This is a genomic window from Nocardioides abyssi (genome assembly GCF_030412915.1).
GTDB classification, from domain to species: domain Bacteria; phylum Actinomycetota; class Actinomycetes; order Propionibacteriales; family Nocardioidaceae; genus Nocardioides; species Nocardioides abyssi.
Genome location: NZ_JAUHJR010000005.1, coordinates 1 through 15,655, shown reverse-complemented (window position 1 = coordinate 15,655; position 15,655 = coordinate 1). Strand labels below are relative to the sequence as shown.

The 15,655-nt window shown below is 76.0% G+C and carries 11 protein-coding genes; 7 read left to right on the top strand and 4 right to left on the bottom strand.

Annotation, left to right across the window (positions count from 1 at the left end; genetic code table 11):
* The first annotated feature begins 211 nt into the window (after nucleotides 1-211).
* The 3 genes from QWY29_RS12665 (at nucleotide 212) to QWY29_RS12655 (ending at nucleotide 3,423) form a co-directional block, all read left to right on the top strand.
* Nucleotides 212-895: a lysophospholipid acyltransferase family protein gene (locus tag QWY29_RS12665; protein ID WP_300961381.1), complete on the top strand. Its 684-nt coding sequence runs from the start codon at nucleotides 212-214 to the stop codon at nucleotides 893-895.
* A gap of 188 nt (nucleotides 896-1,083) precedes the next feature.
* Nucleotides 1,084-2,634, top strand: coding sequence for a metallophosphoesterase family protein (locus tag QWY29_RS12660; RefSeq protein WP_300961380.1), 1,551 nt, complete (start codon nucleotides 1,084-1,086; stop codon nucleotides 2,632-2,634).
* 36 nt (nucleotides 2,635-2,670) lie between these two features.
* Entirely contained in the window at nucleotides 2,671-3,423 is a 753-nt protein-coding gene (locus tag QWY29_RS12655; RefSeq protein ID WP_300961379.1) for an SDR family NAD(P)-dependent oxidoreductase, read from the top strand.
* A gap of 134 nt (nucleotides 3,424-3,557) precedes the next feature.
* Here the strand turns inward: QWY29_RS12655 and QWY29_RS12650 are convergent, their stop codons facing one another.
* Together QWY29_RS12650 and QWY29_RS12645 are read right to left on the bottom strand one after the other, a co-directional pair.
* Entirely contained in the window at nucleotides 3,558-4,229 is a 672-nt protein-coding gene (locus QWY29_RS12650) for a response regulator (protein WP_300961378.1), read from the bottom strand.
* A complete protein-coding gene (locus QWY29_RS12645; protein WP_300961377.1) occupies nucleotides 4,226-5,182 on the bottom strand; it encodes a sensor histidine kinase in 957 nt (318 codons plus the stop codon). Before QWY29_RS12645 ends, QWY29_RS12650 begins: the two co-directional genes overlap by 4 nt.
* A gap of 98 nt (nucleotides 5,183-5,280) precedes the next feature.
* Between QWY29_RS12645 and QWY29_RS12640 the strand changes: the two genes are divergently transcribed.
* Nucleotides 5,281-5,763 (top strand): hypothetical protein, encoded by a 483-nt coding sequence (locus tag QWY29_RS12640; protein ID WP_300961376.1) that lies wholly within the window; start codon nucleotides 5,281-5,283, stop codon nucleotides 5,761-5,763.
* Entirely contained in the window at nucleotides 5,750-7,330 is a 1,581-nt protein-coding gene (locus QWY29_RS12635; RefSeq protein ID WP_300961375.1) for a potassium/proton antiporter, read from the top strand. The genes QWY29_RS12640 and QWY29_RS12635 overlap by 14 nt, the downstream gene beginning before the upstream one ends.
* Here the strand turns inward: QWY29_RS12635 and QWY29_RS12630 are convergent.
* Nucleotides 7,296-7,892 carry a DJ-1/PfpI family protein gene (locus tag QWY29_RS12630; protein WP_439117426.1) on the bottom strand — a complete coding sequence of 199 codons (597 nt, stop codon included), beginning with the start codon at nucleotides 7,890-7,892 and terminating at the stop codon, nucleotides 7,296-7,298. The two genes, QWY29_RS12635 and QWY29_RS12630, sit on opposite strands and share 35 nt — an antisense overlap.
* Nucleotides 7,893-7,941: 49 nt before the next feature.
* Here QWY29_RS12630 and QWY29_RS12625 point away from each other — a divergent pair, with 49 nt between their 5' ends.
* Together QWY29_RS12625 and QWY29_RS12620 are read left to right on the top strand one after the other, a co-directional pair.
* Complete coding sequence (locus QWY29_RS12625; RefSeq protein ID WP_300961373.1) at nucleotides 7,942-11,181, top strand: ATP-dependent helicase; 3,240 nt, start codon at nucleotides 7,942-7,944, stop codon at nucleotides 11,179-11,181.
* Entirely contained in the window at nucleotides 11,178-14,489 is a 3,312-nt protein-coding gene (locus QWY29_RS12620; protein WP_300961372.1) for an ATP-dependent helicase, read from the top strand. The genes QWY29_RS12625 and QWY29_RS12620 overlap by 4 nt, the downstream gene beginning before the upstream one ends.
* Here QWY29_RS12620 and QWY29_RS12615 read toward each other — a convergent pair.
* Entirely contained in the window at nucleotides 14,441-15,571 is a 1,131-nt protein-coding gene (locus tag QWY29_RS12615) for an FAD-dependent oxidoreductase (protein ID WP_300961371.1), read from the bottom strand. The genes QWY29_RS12620 and QWY29_RS12615 overlap by 49 nt on opposite strands.
* Nucleotides 15,572-15,655 lie beyond the last annotated feature (84 nt).

Sequence of the window (15,655 nt, the reverse complement as noted above, 5' to 3'; positions counted from 1 at the left end):
CGAGCTCCGGCGGATCGGGGCGAGGCCTCAACCGCGCTGAGTACCCGGGCTCAGCGGCGTGGCCACCCCGGGTCCCGCCCCGTTGTAACGGAACGTTCGCCGCTGTGTAGGCACGCTGCAACGTGCCTACACAGTGGCGAACAGCGCGTTACATGGGGCGGCGGCAGCGCGCGATGCGGCCGACCCGCGGGTAACCAGCATGCTGGCTGGCATGCCCAGCGCACCGTCGGTGTACGGCGTCCTCTCCGCGGTCGTGCCGCCCCTGGCTCGCGCCGTCTGGCGGCCGACGGTCACCGGCCTGCACCACGTGCCGCCGACCGGGCCGGTGATCCTGGCCAGCAACCACCTCAGCTTCGCCGACTCGGTGGTGATCCCCGTCGTCGTGCCGCGGACGGTGGTCTTCCTGGCCAAGTCCGACTACTTCACCGGCACGGGCGTGCGCGGGCGGCTGCAGCGGGCGTGGTTCGAGGGGCTCGGGATGCTCCCGGTCGACCGCGACGACACCCGGGCGGCGATGGCCAGCCTCGACACCGCGCTGGACGTGCTGGCGCGGGGCGACGCGTTCGGGATCTACCCCGAGGGCACCCGCTCCCGCGACGGCCGCCTCCACCGCGGCCGCACCGGCGTCGCCCACCTCGCGCTGACCGCCGGCGCCCCGGTCGTCCCGGTGGGGCTGCGCGGCACCGAGCAGCTCCAGCCCGTCGGCGCCCGGCTCCCGCGCCTGGTCCACGTCGACGTGGCGTTCGGGGAGCCGATCGACCCGCGCGGGCGGTACGACGGCGTACCCCTGGGCCGCGCGCGGCGCCTGCTCACCGACGAGGTGATGGCCGCGATCCAGCGGCTCAGCGGCCAGGAGGTCGCGCCGGGCTACAACGAGCGCCCCGCCGACGCCTGAAAGCGGCCCCGGACGCTTGAAAGCGGGCGCGGACCCGGCAGGGGCGTGGTCCGCGACACGACCGTTCGCCTGCGACGAGGCGCGATCCGTCGGTAAAGTCCGAGCGCTGCTCGACGGCGACGGGCCCTCCCGCGGGACCCGCCAGGAGCACTGCTGGTCCGTGCTCCCCGGTGCTCCCTGGAGGTCCCGTGCGCCCCCGTCGCCTGCTCGCTGCCGTCCTGGCCCTCGCCGGGTGCAACACCCTCGCGCTCGCGGGCCCCGGCCACGCCGAGCCGGCCTCGGTCGCGATCCGCTGGTCGGGCGCGGTGGTGGCGGTCCGGGCCGGCGACGCGCTGGTCGCCTCGGTCGACGTCGAGGTGTCCTCCGAGGTGACGGTCCTGCTGGTGAGCGCGGCCGGCGCCCGGGTCACGGCGGTCCCCGACGGCTGCGCGGCGAGCTCGGTCATCCACGAGCGGTCCAGCATCACCGCCGACGGCGACCAGCTGCGCTGCTTGGTGCACCCGGGGGAGCGGCGGCTGGTGGTGCCGCTCGTCGTCACGGCCGGCGCCGGCGAGCAGGTCGCGGTCGAGGCGGCGGCCGGGCGGACCGGGGCGGTCACCACCGGGCTGGTGTCGCTGGGCGGGCGCGCCGAGCCGGCGGCGTACCGCTTCGTCTCGAGCCCGGACTTCCTCAACGCCGACGTCGGCGACCTGCGCCGCGGGCCGACGTCGTGGAGCCCGAGCCGCTCGGAGAACTCCACCAACGCCTCCTACCGCACCGCGCTGGGCCGGGTGCTGGACGCCTTCCGCGCCGAGCGCCCGGGCAGCGTGCTGGTCGCGGGCGACCTCGTCGAGGGCCACTGGGGCGACGACAAGACCGGCGCCCGCGTCTTCGGCCCGGTCGACACCCACCGCGAGCGGCGTCGGGCGGTGCGGCGGGCGGCGGCGACGTACTACCCGCAGTGGCTGGAGCGGTTCCGCTCCCGCGGGCTGTCGGTGCTCCCGGCCGTCGGCGACCACGAGCTCGGCGACAACCCGTGGCGTGCCGACGACCGCCGGCTCGTCCCCGCCTACGAACAGGCCTGGGCCCGGTGGTTCGCCCGCAAGCCCGACGGCTCCCCGCGGTGGCGCGACCGCCCGCGCGGGTCACGGCACGAGATGCTGGCGTACGCCGTGCGGCCGGTGCCCGAGCTGCAGCTGGTCACCCTCGACGTCTTCGACGTCACCGAGCGCCGCGCCCGGGTGCAGGTGGACCGGGCCCAGCTGCGGTGGCTGCGCCGCGTGCTCGACCGCGCCGAGCGCGACGGTGTCGAGTGGCTCGTCGTGCAGGGCCATGCGCCCGTCCTGCCGGTCGACAAGGCCCGCGGCTCCAGCGGTCTCAGCATCCGTGGCGGCGCGGGCTCGGCGCTGTGGCGGACCTTCCGCGACCACGGCGTCGACCTCTACCTCGCCGGCGAGGTGCACGACGTGTCCGCGGTCGCCCGCGACGGGGTGGTGCAGGTGACGCACGGCGGGATGTTCCAGTACGGCCTGACCAACTACCTGCGGGCCGACGTCCACGCCGACCGGCTCGAGCTGCAGCTGCGCGACTTCGACGTGCGGTGGGCCGACGCGCCGGACGGGTCGCGGCTGTGGCAGACCCGGCCCAGCGGCATCCCGAAGGTGGTGCACGTGGACCCCGAGCCGTTCACCATCGGCACGATGACCCTCGACCGGGCCGGCCTGCGCGACTCCAGCGGGGTGCTGCGGCCGGTCGGCTGAGGCCGGGGCCCCGGTCGGATGGGTGAGGATGGCCGGGTGGACGAGACCCCGGCCGAGCGGCCACGCACCCTGGTCACCGGCGGCACCCGCGGCATCGGCGCGGCGGTCGCCCGCCGGCTCGCGCGCGACGGGCACGACCTGGTGCTCGCCCACCGCTCCGACGAGGACGCCGCCGAGCGCACCCGTGCCGAGGTCGAGGCGCTCGGCGCGGCCTGCACGCTCGTGCGCGCCGACGTGGTCGACCCCGACCAGGTCGAGCGGCTCTTCGCGCAGGCCGGGCCGCTGACCTGCGTGGTCTCCAACGCCGGCGCCACCCTCCACGTCGGCCCGCTCGCCGACACCCCCGTCGAGGTGATCGCCCGCACCGTCGAGCTCAACCTCACCTCCGCGCTGTACGTCGCCCGCGCGGCGGTCCGCGCGATGGCGACCAGCCGCGGCGGCTCCGGCGGGGTGCTCGTGACGATCGGGTCCGTGGCCGCGACGACCGGGTCGCCGGGGGAGTACGTGCAGTACGCCGCCGCCAAGGCCGGCGTCGACGCGATGACCGTCGGGCTCGCCCAGGAGGTGGCCGGCGACGGCGTGCGGGTCGTCGCCGTGGCCCCCGGGATCATCGACACCACCATCCACGCCGACGCCGGCGAGCCCGGGCGGCTGGCCCGGGTCGGGCCGACCGTGCCGCTCGGCCGTGCCGGCGACCCGCGGGAGGTCGCGGACGCGGTCGGCTGGCTGGTGTCGCCCGAGGCCTCGTACGTCACCGGCACGACGCTGCGAGTGGGCGGCGGTCGCTGACCGGAGCCGGCGCACCTGCGGGGGTAGTAATAACGGTCGGAGACGTCCGTCACGAGTCCCTGGACGGACGTTCCTGACCGTCACTACCCCGACCGGCCCCGACCTTGCCCCAATCGGGGACCCGGCCGCCCGCGTCAGGGCTCCACGAGCCCGGCGCGGATGGCGTAGCGGGTGAGCTGGGTGCGGTCGTTCATGCCGAGCTTGGCGAGGATGTTGGCGCGGTGCCGCTCGACGGTCTTGGGGCTGATGGTCAGCAGCCGGGCGATCTCGCGGGTGGAGGCGCCCTCGGCGACCAGCTTGAGCACCTGGTCCTCGCGGGCGGTGAGCACGGTCTCCGGCACCCGCTCGCCGCGGCGCAGCCGGTCGAGGTAGTCGCGCACCAGCGTCCCCATCGCGCCGGGGTAGACGAAGGCCTCACCGCGGACCGCCGCCCGGCAGGCGCCCACGAGGTCCTCGTCGGCCACCGACTTCAGCACGTAGCCGCTGGCACCGGCCTTGAGTGCCTCGAAGAAGTACTGCTCGTTGTCGTGCATCGAGAGCATCAGCAGCTTCGGCGGGTGCGGGCGCCGGCTGATCTCCCGCGCCGCCTGCAGCCCGGTCATCCGCGGCATCGCGATGTCGAGGACCACCAGGTCGACCTCGACGTCGCGCAGCAGCGCGACGGCCTCGGCACCGTCACCGGCCTCCGCGACGACCTCGAGGTCGGGCTCGGCGTCGAGGATGAGGCGTACGCCGCGGCGCACCAGCGTGTGGTCGTCGGCGAGCAGGATCCGGGTGCGGGCGCCCGGGGCGGCCGGCGTGCTCATGCGGGCACCGCCAGCCGGACCGTCGTGCCCTGGCCGGGAACGCTGTCGATGGCGAGCGTCCCGCCGACGAGCACGGCCCGCTCGCGCATGCCGAGCACCCCGGAGCCCGGCTCGTCGATGGGGGTGCCGTGGCCGTCGTCGCGGACCTCGAGCACGACCGCGTCGCCCACGCGGGTCAGCGAGAGCGCGACCTCGGTGGCCGCCGCGTGCCGCGCCACGTTCGTCAGCGCCTCCTGCGCGACGCGGTAGACCACGAGCTCGGCCTGCGGCGACAGCGGTGGCAGGCCCGGGCTGGTGGTGCGCGTCAGGTGGCCGCGGCCGAGCGCGGTGAAGTCGCTGGCCAGCGCGGCCAGCGCGCTGAGCAGGCCGAGGTCCTCGAGCACGCCGGGCCGCAGCCGGCGCGCCACGCGGCGTACGTCGTCGAGGCCGGCGCGGGCGCTCTCCCGCACGAGCGCGAGGTCGTCGGCGACGTCGGCCAGCTCCGGCGGCACCTGGTCCTCGGCGCGCTTGAGCCCGAGCAGCACGACCGTCAGGCTCTGGCCGACCTCGTCGTGGAGCTCCTGGGCGATGCGGTGGCGCTCGGCCTCCTGGGCGGCCAGCGCTTTGGCGGAGCCCTCGGCCCGCTCGGCCTCGAGCCGGTCGAGCAGCGCGTTCCAGCCGGAGACGAGCTGGGCGCCGGGGCCTGCGGGCGGCTGGTCGAGGCGGCGGCCGGGGCGCACCAGGTCGACGGTCTCCATCTCGCGGATCACCCGGTCGACCGGGCGCAGCGTGGAGCGCAGCAGCCAGGCGTCCACGACGACCATCACGGTCAGCCCGACGGCGAGCACGACCGCCTCGGAGGCCAGCACGTCCTCGGAGACCCGGGCCGGCGTGAGGGCGAGGGCGAGCGTCCCGGCGAGGAAGACCGCGCCGTTGGTCAGGACGACCTTCCAGTAGAGAGGGAGCCCGCGCACGGGTCCACCCTCCCAGAAGGCGTGCTTCTGGGGTGTTGGCGGCGAGATGGGTGCCAGCACCCATTCGGTGCGCGCCGGGTGTCGGTCACGCTTGAAGCGTGACCACACCGGCCGGCCTCGTCCTCGCCCTGGCGGTGGTGGGCCTGCTTGCGTGGGCCTCGGTCGCCTGGGCCGGCGCCGGTCGCGGGGTCGCCGTGCTGCGCCGTGGACGGGTCGTGCGGGTCGCCGACTGCGGACCCGTGCCGCACCTGCCGGGCCTCGAGGAGGTCCGCGGCTGGCCGACCGGCGAGGTCGTGCTGCCACTGCTGACCCGCGCCACGACCCGCGACGGCACCGACGTGCGGGTGCTCGCGCAGCTGCGCGCCGAGCTCCCGCCGCCCGCCACCGGCACGGCGTACGCCGACCCGGTCGCGGAGGCCGAGCAGGGTGCGGAGCGGGCGCTGGTCACCGCCGTCGCCGAGCGGGACGCGGCCGGGCTGTTCGACGAGGTCGACGGGTTGGCCGCCGCGCTGCCGGAGGGGCTCGAGCTGGTGGAGGTGGATGCCGTGCTGGGGCGGGGGCACGCGCGTGGGGCTGGCTGAGCTCGCCGGGTTCGACTCCGGGCTGGACGCCGCCGACCTCAACGCGGTGGTGCTCGTGGCCGCGCTGGTGGTCCTCGCCGCCGCCGCGGCCGTGCGCCTCGCGTCGCGCGCGGGCCTGCCGAGCCTGTTGCTCTACCTCGGGATCGGCCTGGCGCTGGGGGAGTCCGGCCTCGGGCTGCGGTTCGAGGACGCCGAGCTCACCCAGGTGCTGGGCAACCTCGCGCTGGCCGTGATCCTTGCCGACGGCGGCTTCACGACGCGGTGGTCGACCGTGCGGCCGGTCGCCCCGATGGCGGCCGTGCTGGCCACGGCGGGCGTCTTCATCAGTGTCGCGGTCACCAGCGGGCTCGTGCTGCTCGTCCTCGACGTCGACCTGCGCACCGCGATCGTGCTGGGGGCCGTCGCGTCCTCGACCGACGCGGCCGCGGTCTTCTCGGTGCTCCGCGCGATGCCGGTGCGCAGCCGGCTGCGCTCGCTGGTGGAGGCCGAGTCCGGCTTCAACGACCCGCCGGTGATCGTGCTGGTCAGCGTGGTCACCAGCGACGCCTGGGAGGGGTCGGGGGTGCTGAGCATCACCGGCCAGATCGGCTACCAGCTAGTCGTCGGGCTGCTCACCGGTGTCGTCGTGGCGCTCGCCGGGGTCTGGCTGCTGCGGCGCAGCGCGCTGCCCGCCAGCGGCCTCTACCCGCTGGCGACGCTCGCGATCGCGTTCTCCGCGTTCGCGGTCTCCGGCCTGGTCGGGGCGAGCCCGATCATGGCGATCTACGTCGCCGGGCTCGTGCTGGGCAACGCCGACCTGCCCCACCGCAGCACGACCGAGGGCTTCGTGGAGGGCATGGCCTGGCTGGCCCAGATCGGCCTCTTCGTCCTGCTCGGCCTGCTCGCCAGCCCCGGCCGGCTGCTCGAGGCGCTGCCGTGGGCCGTCGTGGTCGGTGCCTCGCTGACGCTGGTCGCCCGCCCGGTCTCGGTGCTGGCCTGCCTGCTGCCGTTCCGGGTGCCGCTGCGCGACCAGGTCTTCATCAGCTGGGCGGGCCTGCGCGGCGCGGTGCCGATCGTGCTCGCGACGATCCCGATGAGCGTCGGGCTGCCGGGCGCCGAGCGGATCTTCGACGTGGTCTTCCTGCTGGTCGTGGTCTTCACCCTCGTCCAGGGCCCGACCCTGCCGTGGGTCGCCCGCCGCACGGGCGCCGCCGCGGACGAGAACCCGCGGTCGGTCTCGATCGAGTCCGCGCCGCTGGAGGACATCGACGCGACGCTCCTGCAGTTCACCGTGGCGCCCCAGTCGCGCCTGGCCGGCGTCGAGGTCGCTGAGCTGCGGCTGCCGCCGGGCGCAGTGGTCACCCTGCTGCTGCGCGAGGGGCAGCTCTTCGTCCCCTCGCCGACGACCGCGCTGCGCGCCGGCGACCACGCCCTGGTCGCCACCGACGTGGCGCACGTGACCGCCATCGAGGAGCGGCTGCGGCAGGTGAGCCTGGAGGGGCGGCTCGCCGGGTGGTACGCCGCGCTGTCGGGGCCGGCCCGGCCCGACGCGCCTACGCCCGCATCCACTCCATCTCGGCCACGGTGACCTCGCGGGCGGCCCGACCGGCCAGCCGCTCGACGACCTCGAGCGCGAGGTCGACCCCGGCCGAGACGCCCGCCGAGGTCCACAGCCGGTCGGCGGCCCGCACGAACCGCGGACCGCGCTCGACCGACACGGTCGGGTCGATCGCGGCCAGCTCGTCGTAGGTCGTGTGGTGGGTGGTCGCCGGCAGCCCCGCGAGCAGGCCCGCCCGCGCGAGCAGCATCGCACCGGTGCACACCGACATGAGCAGCTCGACGGCGGCGTACCTCTCGCGCAGGAAGGTGCCGAGCTCCTCGTGGTCGAGCAGCGCGCGGGTGCCGGCGCCGCCGGGGACCACGAGCACGTCCACGGGCGGGCAGTCCGCGAGGCGGTGGTCGGGCAGCACCGTGAAGCCGCCGCGGCCGATCGCCGGCTCGCCGGTCAGGCCGACGGTGACCACCTCGAACGGCCGGCCCTCGCCGAGCTCGCCGGCGACGTTGAAGACCTCGTAGGGGCCCGCGAAGTCGAGGACCTCCATGTCGTCGAAGGCCAGGATGGCGACGGTGCGCGTGCTCACGGGCGCCATCCTGGCAGGTCTGCGACGCACTGTCGGTGCTCGATGTTGTGATGGGTCCATGACCGCCACCGCCCAGCCGACGAGGCCCACCGGTACGACGTACCGGCTCGCGCGCCGCCCGCTGGCCGGCGTCGTCCCGACCCTCGACGAGCACCAGCAGCGCGTCGTCGACCACCCCGGCGGGCCGCTGCTAGTGCTGGCCGGGCCCGGCACCGGCAAGACGACCACGCTGGTCGAGGCGATCGTGCGACGCGTCGAGGAGGGCGCGCGGCCCGACGAGGTGCTGGCGCTGACGTTCTCGCGCAAGGCCGCCGAGCAGCTGCGCGACCGGGTGACGGCCCGCCTGGGCCGCACGATGGCGACCGGGCTGTCCTCGACGTTCCACTCCTTCGCCTACGCGCTGGTGCGGCGCTACGCGCCGGCGGAGCTGTACGCCGCGCCCCTGCGCCTGCTCTCGGCCCCCGAGCAGGACGTGGTGCTCCAGGAGCTGCTCACCGACGCGCCGGAGTCGGTGCGCTGGCCCGACCACCTGCGTGCCGCGGTCGGCACCCGCGGCTTCGCGCGCGAGGTGCACGCGGTGCTGGCCCGGGCGCGCGAGCGCGGCCTGGACCCCGACGACCTGGTCGAGCTGGGGCGCACGGAGTCGATGCCGGAGCTGGAGGCGGCGGGCCTGTTCCTCGGGCAGTACCTCGACGTCATGGGCGACCAGTCGGCGATCGACTACCCGGACCTGGTGGCGCGGGCGGTCATCGAGGCGCAGGTGCACCGCGACGAGCTGCGCGCCCAGCTGCGGCACGTCTTCGTCGACGAGTACCAGGACACCGATCCCAGCCAGGTCGCGCTGCTGCGCGCGATCGCCGGGGACGGCCGCGACCTGACCGTCGTCGGGGACCCCGACCAGTCGATCTACGGCTTCCGCGGCGCCGACGTGCGCGGCATCCTCGACTTCCCCCGCGAGTTCCCCACCCGCGACGGCGACCCGGCGCCCGTGGTGGCGCTCGGCACGACGCGGCGGTTCGGCTCGCGGCTGCTGCGCGCCTCGCGGTCGATCGCCGCCTCGATCGGCGTGACGGGCTCCATCCCCGTCGAGCAGTACGCCGCGTTCCGCCACCCCACCCCGGCCGACAACGCCCACGGCCCGGGCAGCGTCGAGGTGCTCACCTTCGACACCCACCGCGCCGAGACCGAGCACACCGCCGACCTGCTGCGCCGCGCCCACCTCGAGGACGGCGTGCCGTGGTCGGAGATGGCCGTGCTGGTGCGCTCGGGCCGCGCCTCGATCCCGGGCCTGCGCCGCTCGCTGGCCGCCGCCGGGGTGCCGGTCGAGGTGGCCGCCGACGAGACCCCGCTGGTCCGCGAGCCGGCGGTGCTGCCGCTGCTCGGCGCGCTCGGGGTGGTCGTCGACGCCGACGTGGAGGACCCGGCCGACGAGGACTTCGTCGGCGCCGACCGGGCCGAGGCGCTGCTGACCTCGCCGCTCGGCGGCCTCGACGCGACCGACGTCCGGGCGCTCACCCGCGCGCTGCGTGCCCTCTCCCCGGGCACCCCCGCGCGCGAGCTGGTCCGACGCGCCGTGCTCGACCCCACCGCGGTCGCGGGCCTCGACGGGGAGCCGGCCCGGCGCGCGCTGCGCCTGGCCGACCTGCTCGCCCGCGCCCGCGAGGCGCTCGCCGAGGGCGCGACCGCCGAGGAGGTGCTCTGGCTGCTGTGGGACGGCACCGACTGGGGGCGTCGCCTGCGGCAGGCGACCGCCACCGGCGGCCAGGGCGCCCGGCTGGCCCACCGCGACCTCGACGCCCTGTGCGCGCTCTTCGAGGTCGCCGCCCGCACCGAGGAGCAGCAGGGCCACCGCAGCGTCCGCAGCTTCCTGGCGACGCTGCGGGCCCAGGAGATCCCCGCCGACACGCTCGCCGACCGCGGGGTCCGGGGCGAGGCCGTCCGGCTGCTGACCGCCCACCGGTCCAAGGGGCTGGAGTGGCGCCTGGTCGTGGTCGCCCACGTCCAGGAGGGCGCCTGGCCCGACCTGCGCCGCCGCGACTCGTTGCTCCAGGCCGACCGGATCGGCAGCGACGGCCTGCTGCCCCCTCTGACCCGCGGCGCGATGCTCGCCGAGGAGCGCCGGCTCTTCTACGTCGCCGCCACCCGCGCCAAGCAGCGCCTGGTCGTCACCGCGGTCAGGTCGCCCGACGACGAGGGCGAGCAACCCTCCCGCTTCCTCACCGAGCTCGGCCGCGAGCCGGTCCACCGCGTCGGCCGGCCCCGGCGGCCGCTGTCGATGGCCGGGCTGGTCTCCGAGCTGCGCCGCACCGTCGCCGACCCCGGCGAGCCCGAGGCCCTGCGCCGCGCGGCCGCGCGTCGGCTGCGGCTGCTCGCCGAGCTCGACGTCCACGGCCGCCCGGTCGCGCCCCAGGCCGACCCCGCCACCTGGTGGGGGCTGCGTGCGCCCAGCCGCTCGGAGCGGCCCGTGCGCCCGCCCGAGGAGCCGCTGACGCTCTCGGCGAGCGCGCTCGACGGCCTGCTCACCTGCCCCGCCCAGTGGTTCCTGCAGCGCGAGGCCGGCGGCGAGGTGGTCAGCTCCAGCGGCCAGGGCTTCGGCAAGGTCGTGCACGCGGTCGCCGAGCGGCTCGCGACCGGGTCGCTCGAGGTCCCGGCCGAGGAGGTCGACGTCGAGCGCGACCTGATGCCGCTGGTCGACGAGGTCTGGGGCCGGATGGAGTTCCGCACGCCCTGGTCGCGGGCCCGCGAGCGGGAGGCGGTCGCGGCCGCCCTCCAGCGGTTCCTCACCTGGCACCGTCGCCCGGGCGCGCGCACCGTGCTGGCCGTCGAGCCGAGGATGCGCGCCGAGGTGACGCTGCCCGACGGGCAGGTCGTCCGCCTGCACGGGTACGCCGACCGCCTCGAGCTCGACGAGGACGGCCGGGTCGTCGTCGTCGACCTGAAGACCGGCAAGTACCCGCCCACCGGTCCCGAGGTCCAGCGCCACTCCCAGCTCGGCCTCTACCAGCTCGCCGTCGACCACGGCGCCGCCGACGAGCACCTGCGCGCCGCCGGCGTCGAGGGGCCGGGTGCCTCGGGAGGAGCCGAGCTCGTGCAGCTGCGCATCGGCGAGGTCGAGCCGAAGGTGCAGCACCAGCCCCCGGCCGAGGGGGAGGGGCCGCGCCTGGTCGAGGAGCAGCTCGCCGCCGCCGCGGCCGCGCTCCGCGCCGAGGAGTTCGTCGCCCGCCCCGGCGGCCACTGCGAGCGGTGCGCCTTCACCGCGATCTGTCCGACCAAGGCCTCAGGAACGGTGCTCTCGTGACCTCGACCGTGCCCGACCGGGCGACGCTCCCCGCCGCGCAGGACATCACGACGCCCGAGCAGCTGCGCGACCTGATGGGCGTGACCTGGACGTTCAGCGACCAGCAGTTCGCCGCGGTCACCGCCCCGCTCGAGCCGGCCGTCGTCATCGCCGGCGCCGGGTCGGGCAAGACCACGGTGATGGCCGCCCGCGTGGTCTGGCTGGTCGCCACCGGCCGGGTCGCGCCGGGGGAGGTCCTCGGTCTGACCTTCACCACCAAGGCCACCGCCGAGCTGCAGACGCGCATCCGCGACAGCCTCCGGCAGGCCGGCCTGCTGCCCGAGCGCGGCACCCGCGCGCCGGGCCCCGACGGTGAGGAGCAGGAGGTCGAGGAGCCGACGGTCGCGACGTACCACTCCTACGCCTCGGCGCTGCTCTCCGAGCACGGCCTGCGCATCGGCCACGAGCCCGACACCCGCCTCGTCGCCGACGCCAGCCGCTACCAGCTGGCGACGCGCGCCGTGCAGCGCTACGCCGCCCCCGTCGAGCAGCTGACCGACTCCCCGCGCCACGTCGTGCAGTACCTCCTCGCCCTCGACGGCGAGATGAGCGAGCACCTGGTGGGTCCCGACGAGGTCCGCGCCCACGACGAGCGGCTGCGTCCGCTCCTGGTCGAGGGAATGGCGACCGAGCACCGCAAGACCTACCGGGCGCTCAACGAGAAGGCGGTCGCCGCCATCGACAAGCGCGCCGAGCTGCTCGGCCTGGTCGAGGCCTACCGCTCGCTCAAGCGTCACCACGGGCTCATGGACTTCTCCGACCAGATCGCGCTCGCCGCGCGGCTGGCCGAGCAGTGCCCGACGGTCGGCGAGGCCGAGCGGGCGAAGTTCAAGGTCGTGCTGCTCGACGAGTACCAGGACACCTCCGTGGCCCAGGCGCTGATGCTGCGCCGGCTCTTCTCCGGGCCCGATTCCGCCTCCGGCCAGGGTCACCCCGTCATGGCCGTCGGCGACCCCAACCAGGCGATCTACGGCTGGCGCGGGGCGTCGGTGTCGAACATCCTGGAGTTCACCCGCGAGTTCCCCGCCGCCGGCGGCGAGCGCGGCACGACCTACCCGCTCACGGTCAACCGCCGCTCCGACGCCCGGATCCTCGCCACCGCCAACCACCTGGCCGCCGACCTCTACGCCAGCCGGCCCGACCTGCTGCCGCTGGAGACCGCGCCGGAGGCCCTGCCCGGCGAGGTGCGCGCCGTGGTCCACGAGACGTGGGACGACGAGCTCGCGTGGCTCGCCGACCGGGTGCTGGAGACCCACGCGGGGCTCGCGGCGACCAAGGACGGCCCGTGCTGGCGCGAGATCGGCGTGCTGACCCGCGACAACGCCCACGCCGCCGCGGTCTTCGACGCGCTGAGCGAGCGCGAGATCCCCGTCGAGATCGTCGGCCTCAAGGGCCTGCTGCGGCTCCCGGAGGTCTCGGAGGTTGTCGCCACGATGACCCTGGTCCAGGACGTCACGGCCAACGCCGCGCTGCTGACCCTGCTCGCCGGGCCCCGCTGGGCGATCGGGCCGCGCGACCTCGCGCTGCTCGGCCGCCGCGCCCGCGAGCTGGCCGGCGACACGTCGGGCGCGACCGCCTTCGAGGACGTCCGCGCGCAGCTGGCGGCCGCCGTCGAGGGCGCCGACCCCACCGAGATCGCCTCGCTGTGCGACGCGCTGGAGGACCCGGGCGACCTGGCGTACTCACCCGAGGCACGCGAGCGCTTCGGCCTGCTGGCCGCGGAGCTGCGCCGGCTGCGGCAGGCCGTCGGCGAGCCGATCCTCGACCTCGTCCGCCGGATCGTCGACACCACGGGCATCGACGTCGAGCTCGCCTCCTCGGTCAGCCCGGCGGCCGCGGCCCGGCGCGACAACCTCGACCTGTTCGTGCAGGCGGTCGCGGAGTTCCAGGCCGTCGACGGCCAGGTGACGCTGCCGGCGCTGCTGGCCTGGCTCGAGGCCGAGGACGAGTTCGGCCAGGGCCTCGACGTCGCGACCCCGTCCGAGGCCGACTCGGTCAAGCTGCTCACGGTCCACCGCGCCAAGGGCCTGGAGTGGGACGCGGTCTTCCTCGTGGGCGTGACCGAGCGCAAGTTCCCCACCAACCGCACGCGGTCGAGCTGGCTGACCGTCCCGTCGGTGATGCCGACCGCGCTCCGTGGCGACGCCCGCGACCTGCCCCAGCTCGCCGGCCACGCGCCCGAGGACATCAAGGCGCTCGGCGAGGCGGTCAAGGCCCACGAGGCGCTCGAGGAGCTGCGTCTGGGGTACGTCGCGTGGACCCGCGCGCGCCACTCGCTGTGGGTCTCGGCGTGGCGCTGGGCGCCGCGGCTCAAGAGCGGCCTGGGCCCCTCGGCGTACCTGCTGGCGACCCGGGAGGCGATGGCGACCTGGGGCGCGGAGCCCGACCGCTGGGCCGACTGCGTCGTGAAGGGGGAGGACAACCCGTACGCCGACCGCTCGCCCGACCTGCCCTGGCCGATCTCGCACCGCACCGCCGAGGTCGAGCGGCGCATCGAGGCCGCCCGGCGGGTCCACGGGGCCGACCCGGTCACCGACGCCGAGCTCGCCGGCGGCATCGAGGACGGCATCGAGGACGTCCTCGAGCTCGAGCGGGTCCAGCAGTGGGACGAGGAGATCGCGCGGCTGCTCGACGAGGCGCGTCGGGACCGGTCCCCGCACGTCGAGGTGGCGCTGCCGAGCAGCCTGTCGGCGACCTCGCTGGCCCGGCTGCGCGACGACCCCGACGAGCTCGCCCGCGACCTGGCCCGTCCGATGCCGCGCAAGCCGTCGTCGGCGGCCCGCTTCGGCACCCGCTTCCACGCGTGGGTCGAGGCGCGCTTCGGCCAGCAGCTGCTCATCGACCCCGACGAGCTGCCGGGCCGGGCCGACCTGGACATCGACGACGACGCCGACCTGCAGGAGCTGATCGCGCGGTTCGAGGAGGGGACGTTCGCCGAGCGCGTCCCGCACGCGGTCGAGCCGTCCTTCGCGCTCGTGGTCGACGGCCAGGTGGTCCGGGGGCGGATCGACGCGGTCTACCGCGAGGACACCCCGGAAGGCGAGGGCTACCTCGTCGTGGACTGGAAGACCGGCCGATCGGGGGAGGCCGACCCGCTGCAGCTGGCGATCTACCGCCAGGCGTGGGCCGAGCTGCACGACGTCCCGGTCGAGCGGGTGCACGCGGCGTTCTACTTCGTGCGCAGCGGCCGGCTCGTCGAGCCGGCCGACCTGCCGGACCGTCAGGAGCTGGCCAGGCTGCTGCGCGTGGCGGACGCGCCGGAGAGGTAGCGCCGCACCGACGTCGCGGCCGTGCGCCCGGCGCGGTTCGCGCCGATCGTGCTGGCCGAGGGGCCGTAGCCGACGAGCTGGACGCGGGGGTCGGCGACGGCCGTCGTCCCGTCGAGCTGGATCCCGCCGAGCTCGGAGCGCAGCCGCAGCGGGGCCAGGTGGGCGACGGCCGGGCGGAAGCCGGTCGCCCACAGGATCGCGTCGGCCCGCTCGAACGACCCGTCGGGCATCCGGACGCCGTCGCGCTCGACGGCGGTGAACATCGGGTGCCGCTCGTAGGCACCGAGCCGGGCCGCCTCCTGCTCCTGCGGCCGCAGGACCAGCCCGGTGACCCCGACGACGCTGGTCGGCGGCAGCCCGCGGCGTACCCGCTCCTCCACCAGCGCGACGGCCTCCCGCCCGCGCTCGGGGGTGAAGTCGTCGGTGCGCCAGACCGGTTCGCGGCGGGTGACCCACAGGGTGTCGGCGACCGGCGCGAGCTCGCCGAGGTGCTGGACGGCCGACGCGCCGCCACCCACGACGACCACCCGCCGGCCGCGGAAGTGCTCGGGGCCGGGGAAGGCGACGGTGTGCCACTGCTCGCCGCGGAACGTCTCCACACCCGGGTAGTGCGGGACGAACGGCCGCCGCCAGGTGCCGGTCGCGTTCACCAGCGTGCGGGTGGTCCAGGAGCGGTCGCCGGCGTGCACGACCAGCAGGCCGCCCTGGCCGTCCTGGTCCGGGCCGTCCTCGACCCGGTCGACCTCGACCGGGCGGACGACGGGGAGGTCGTGGGTGCGCTCGTAGGCGGCGAAGTACGCCGGCACGACGACGTTCGCGCGGCCCTGCCCGTCGCTCTGCCCGTCGCCCTGGTCCGAGCCCTGGTCCCCGGCGTGCCCGTCGGTGGGAGGGGCGGAGTCCGGCAGCGCGGCGACGCCGTGGACGTCGTGCATGGTCAGCGAGTCCCAGCGGTGCTGCCACGCGCCGCCCGGCGTGCGGTCGGCGTCGAGGACGACGTGGCGCAGGCCGAGCCGGCGCAGGTGGTACGACGCCGACAGGCCGGCCTGGCCGGCGCCGACCACCACCGCGTCGTAGGTCTCCACGTCGTCCTCAACGCCCGGGGGAGGCCGGTTAGTCCGTCAGCCCTCGGTCGCGACGACCTCGTCGGGGGTGTGCGGCAGCCGGTG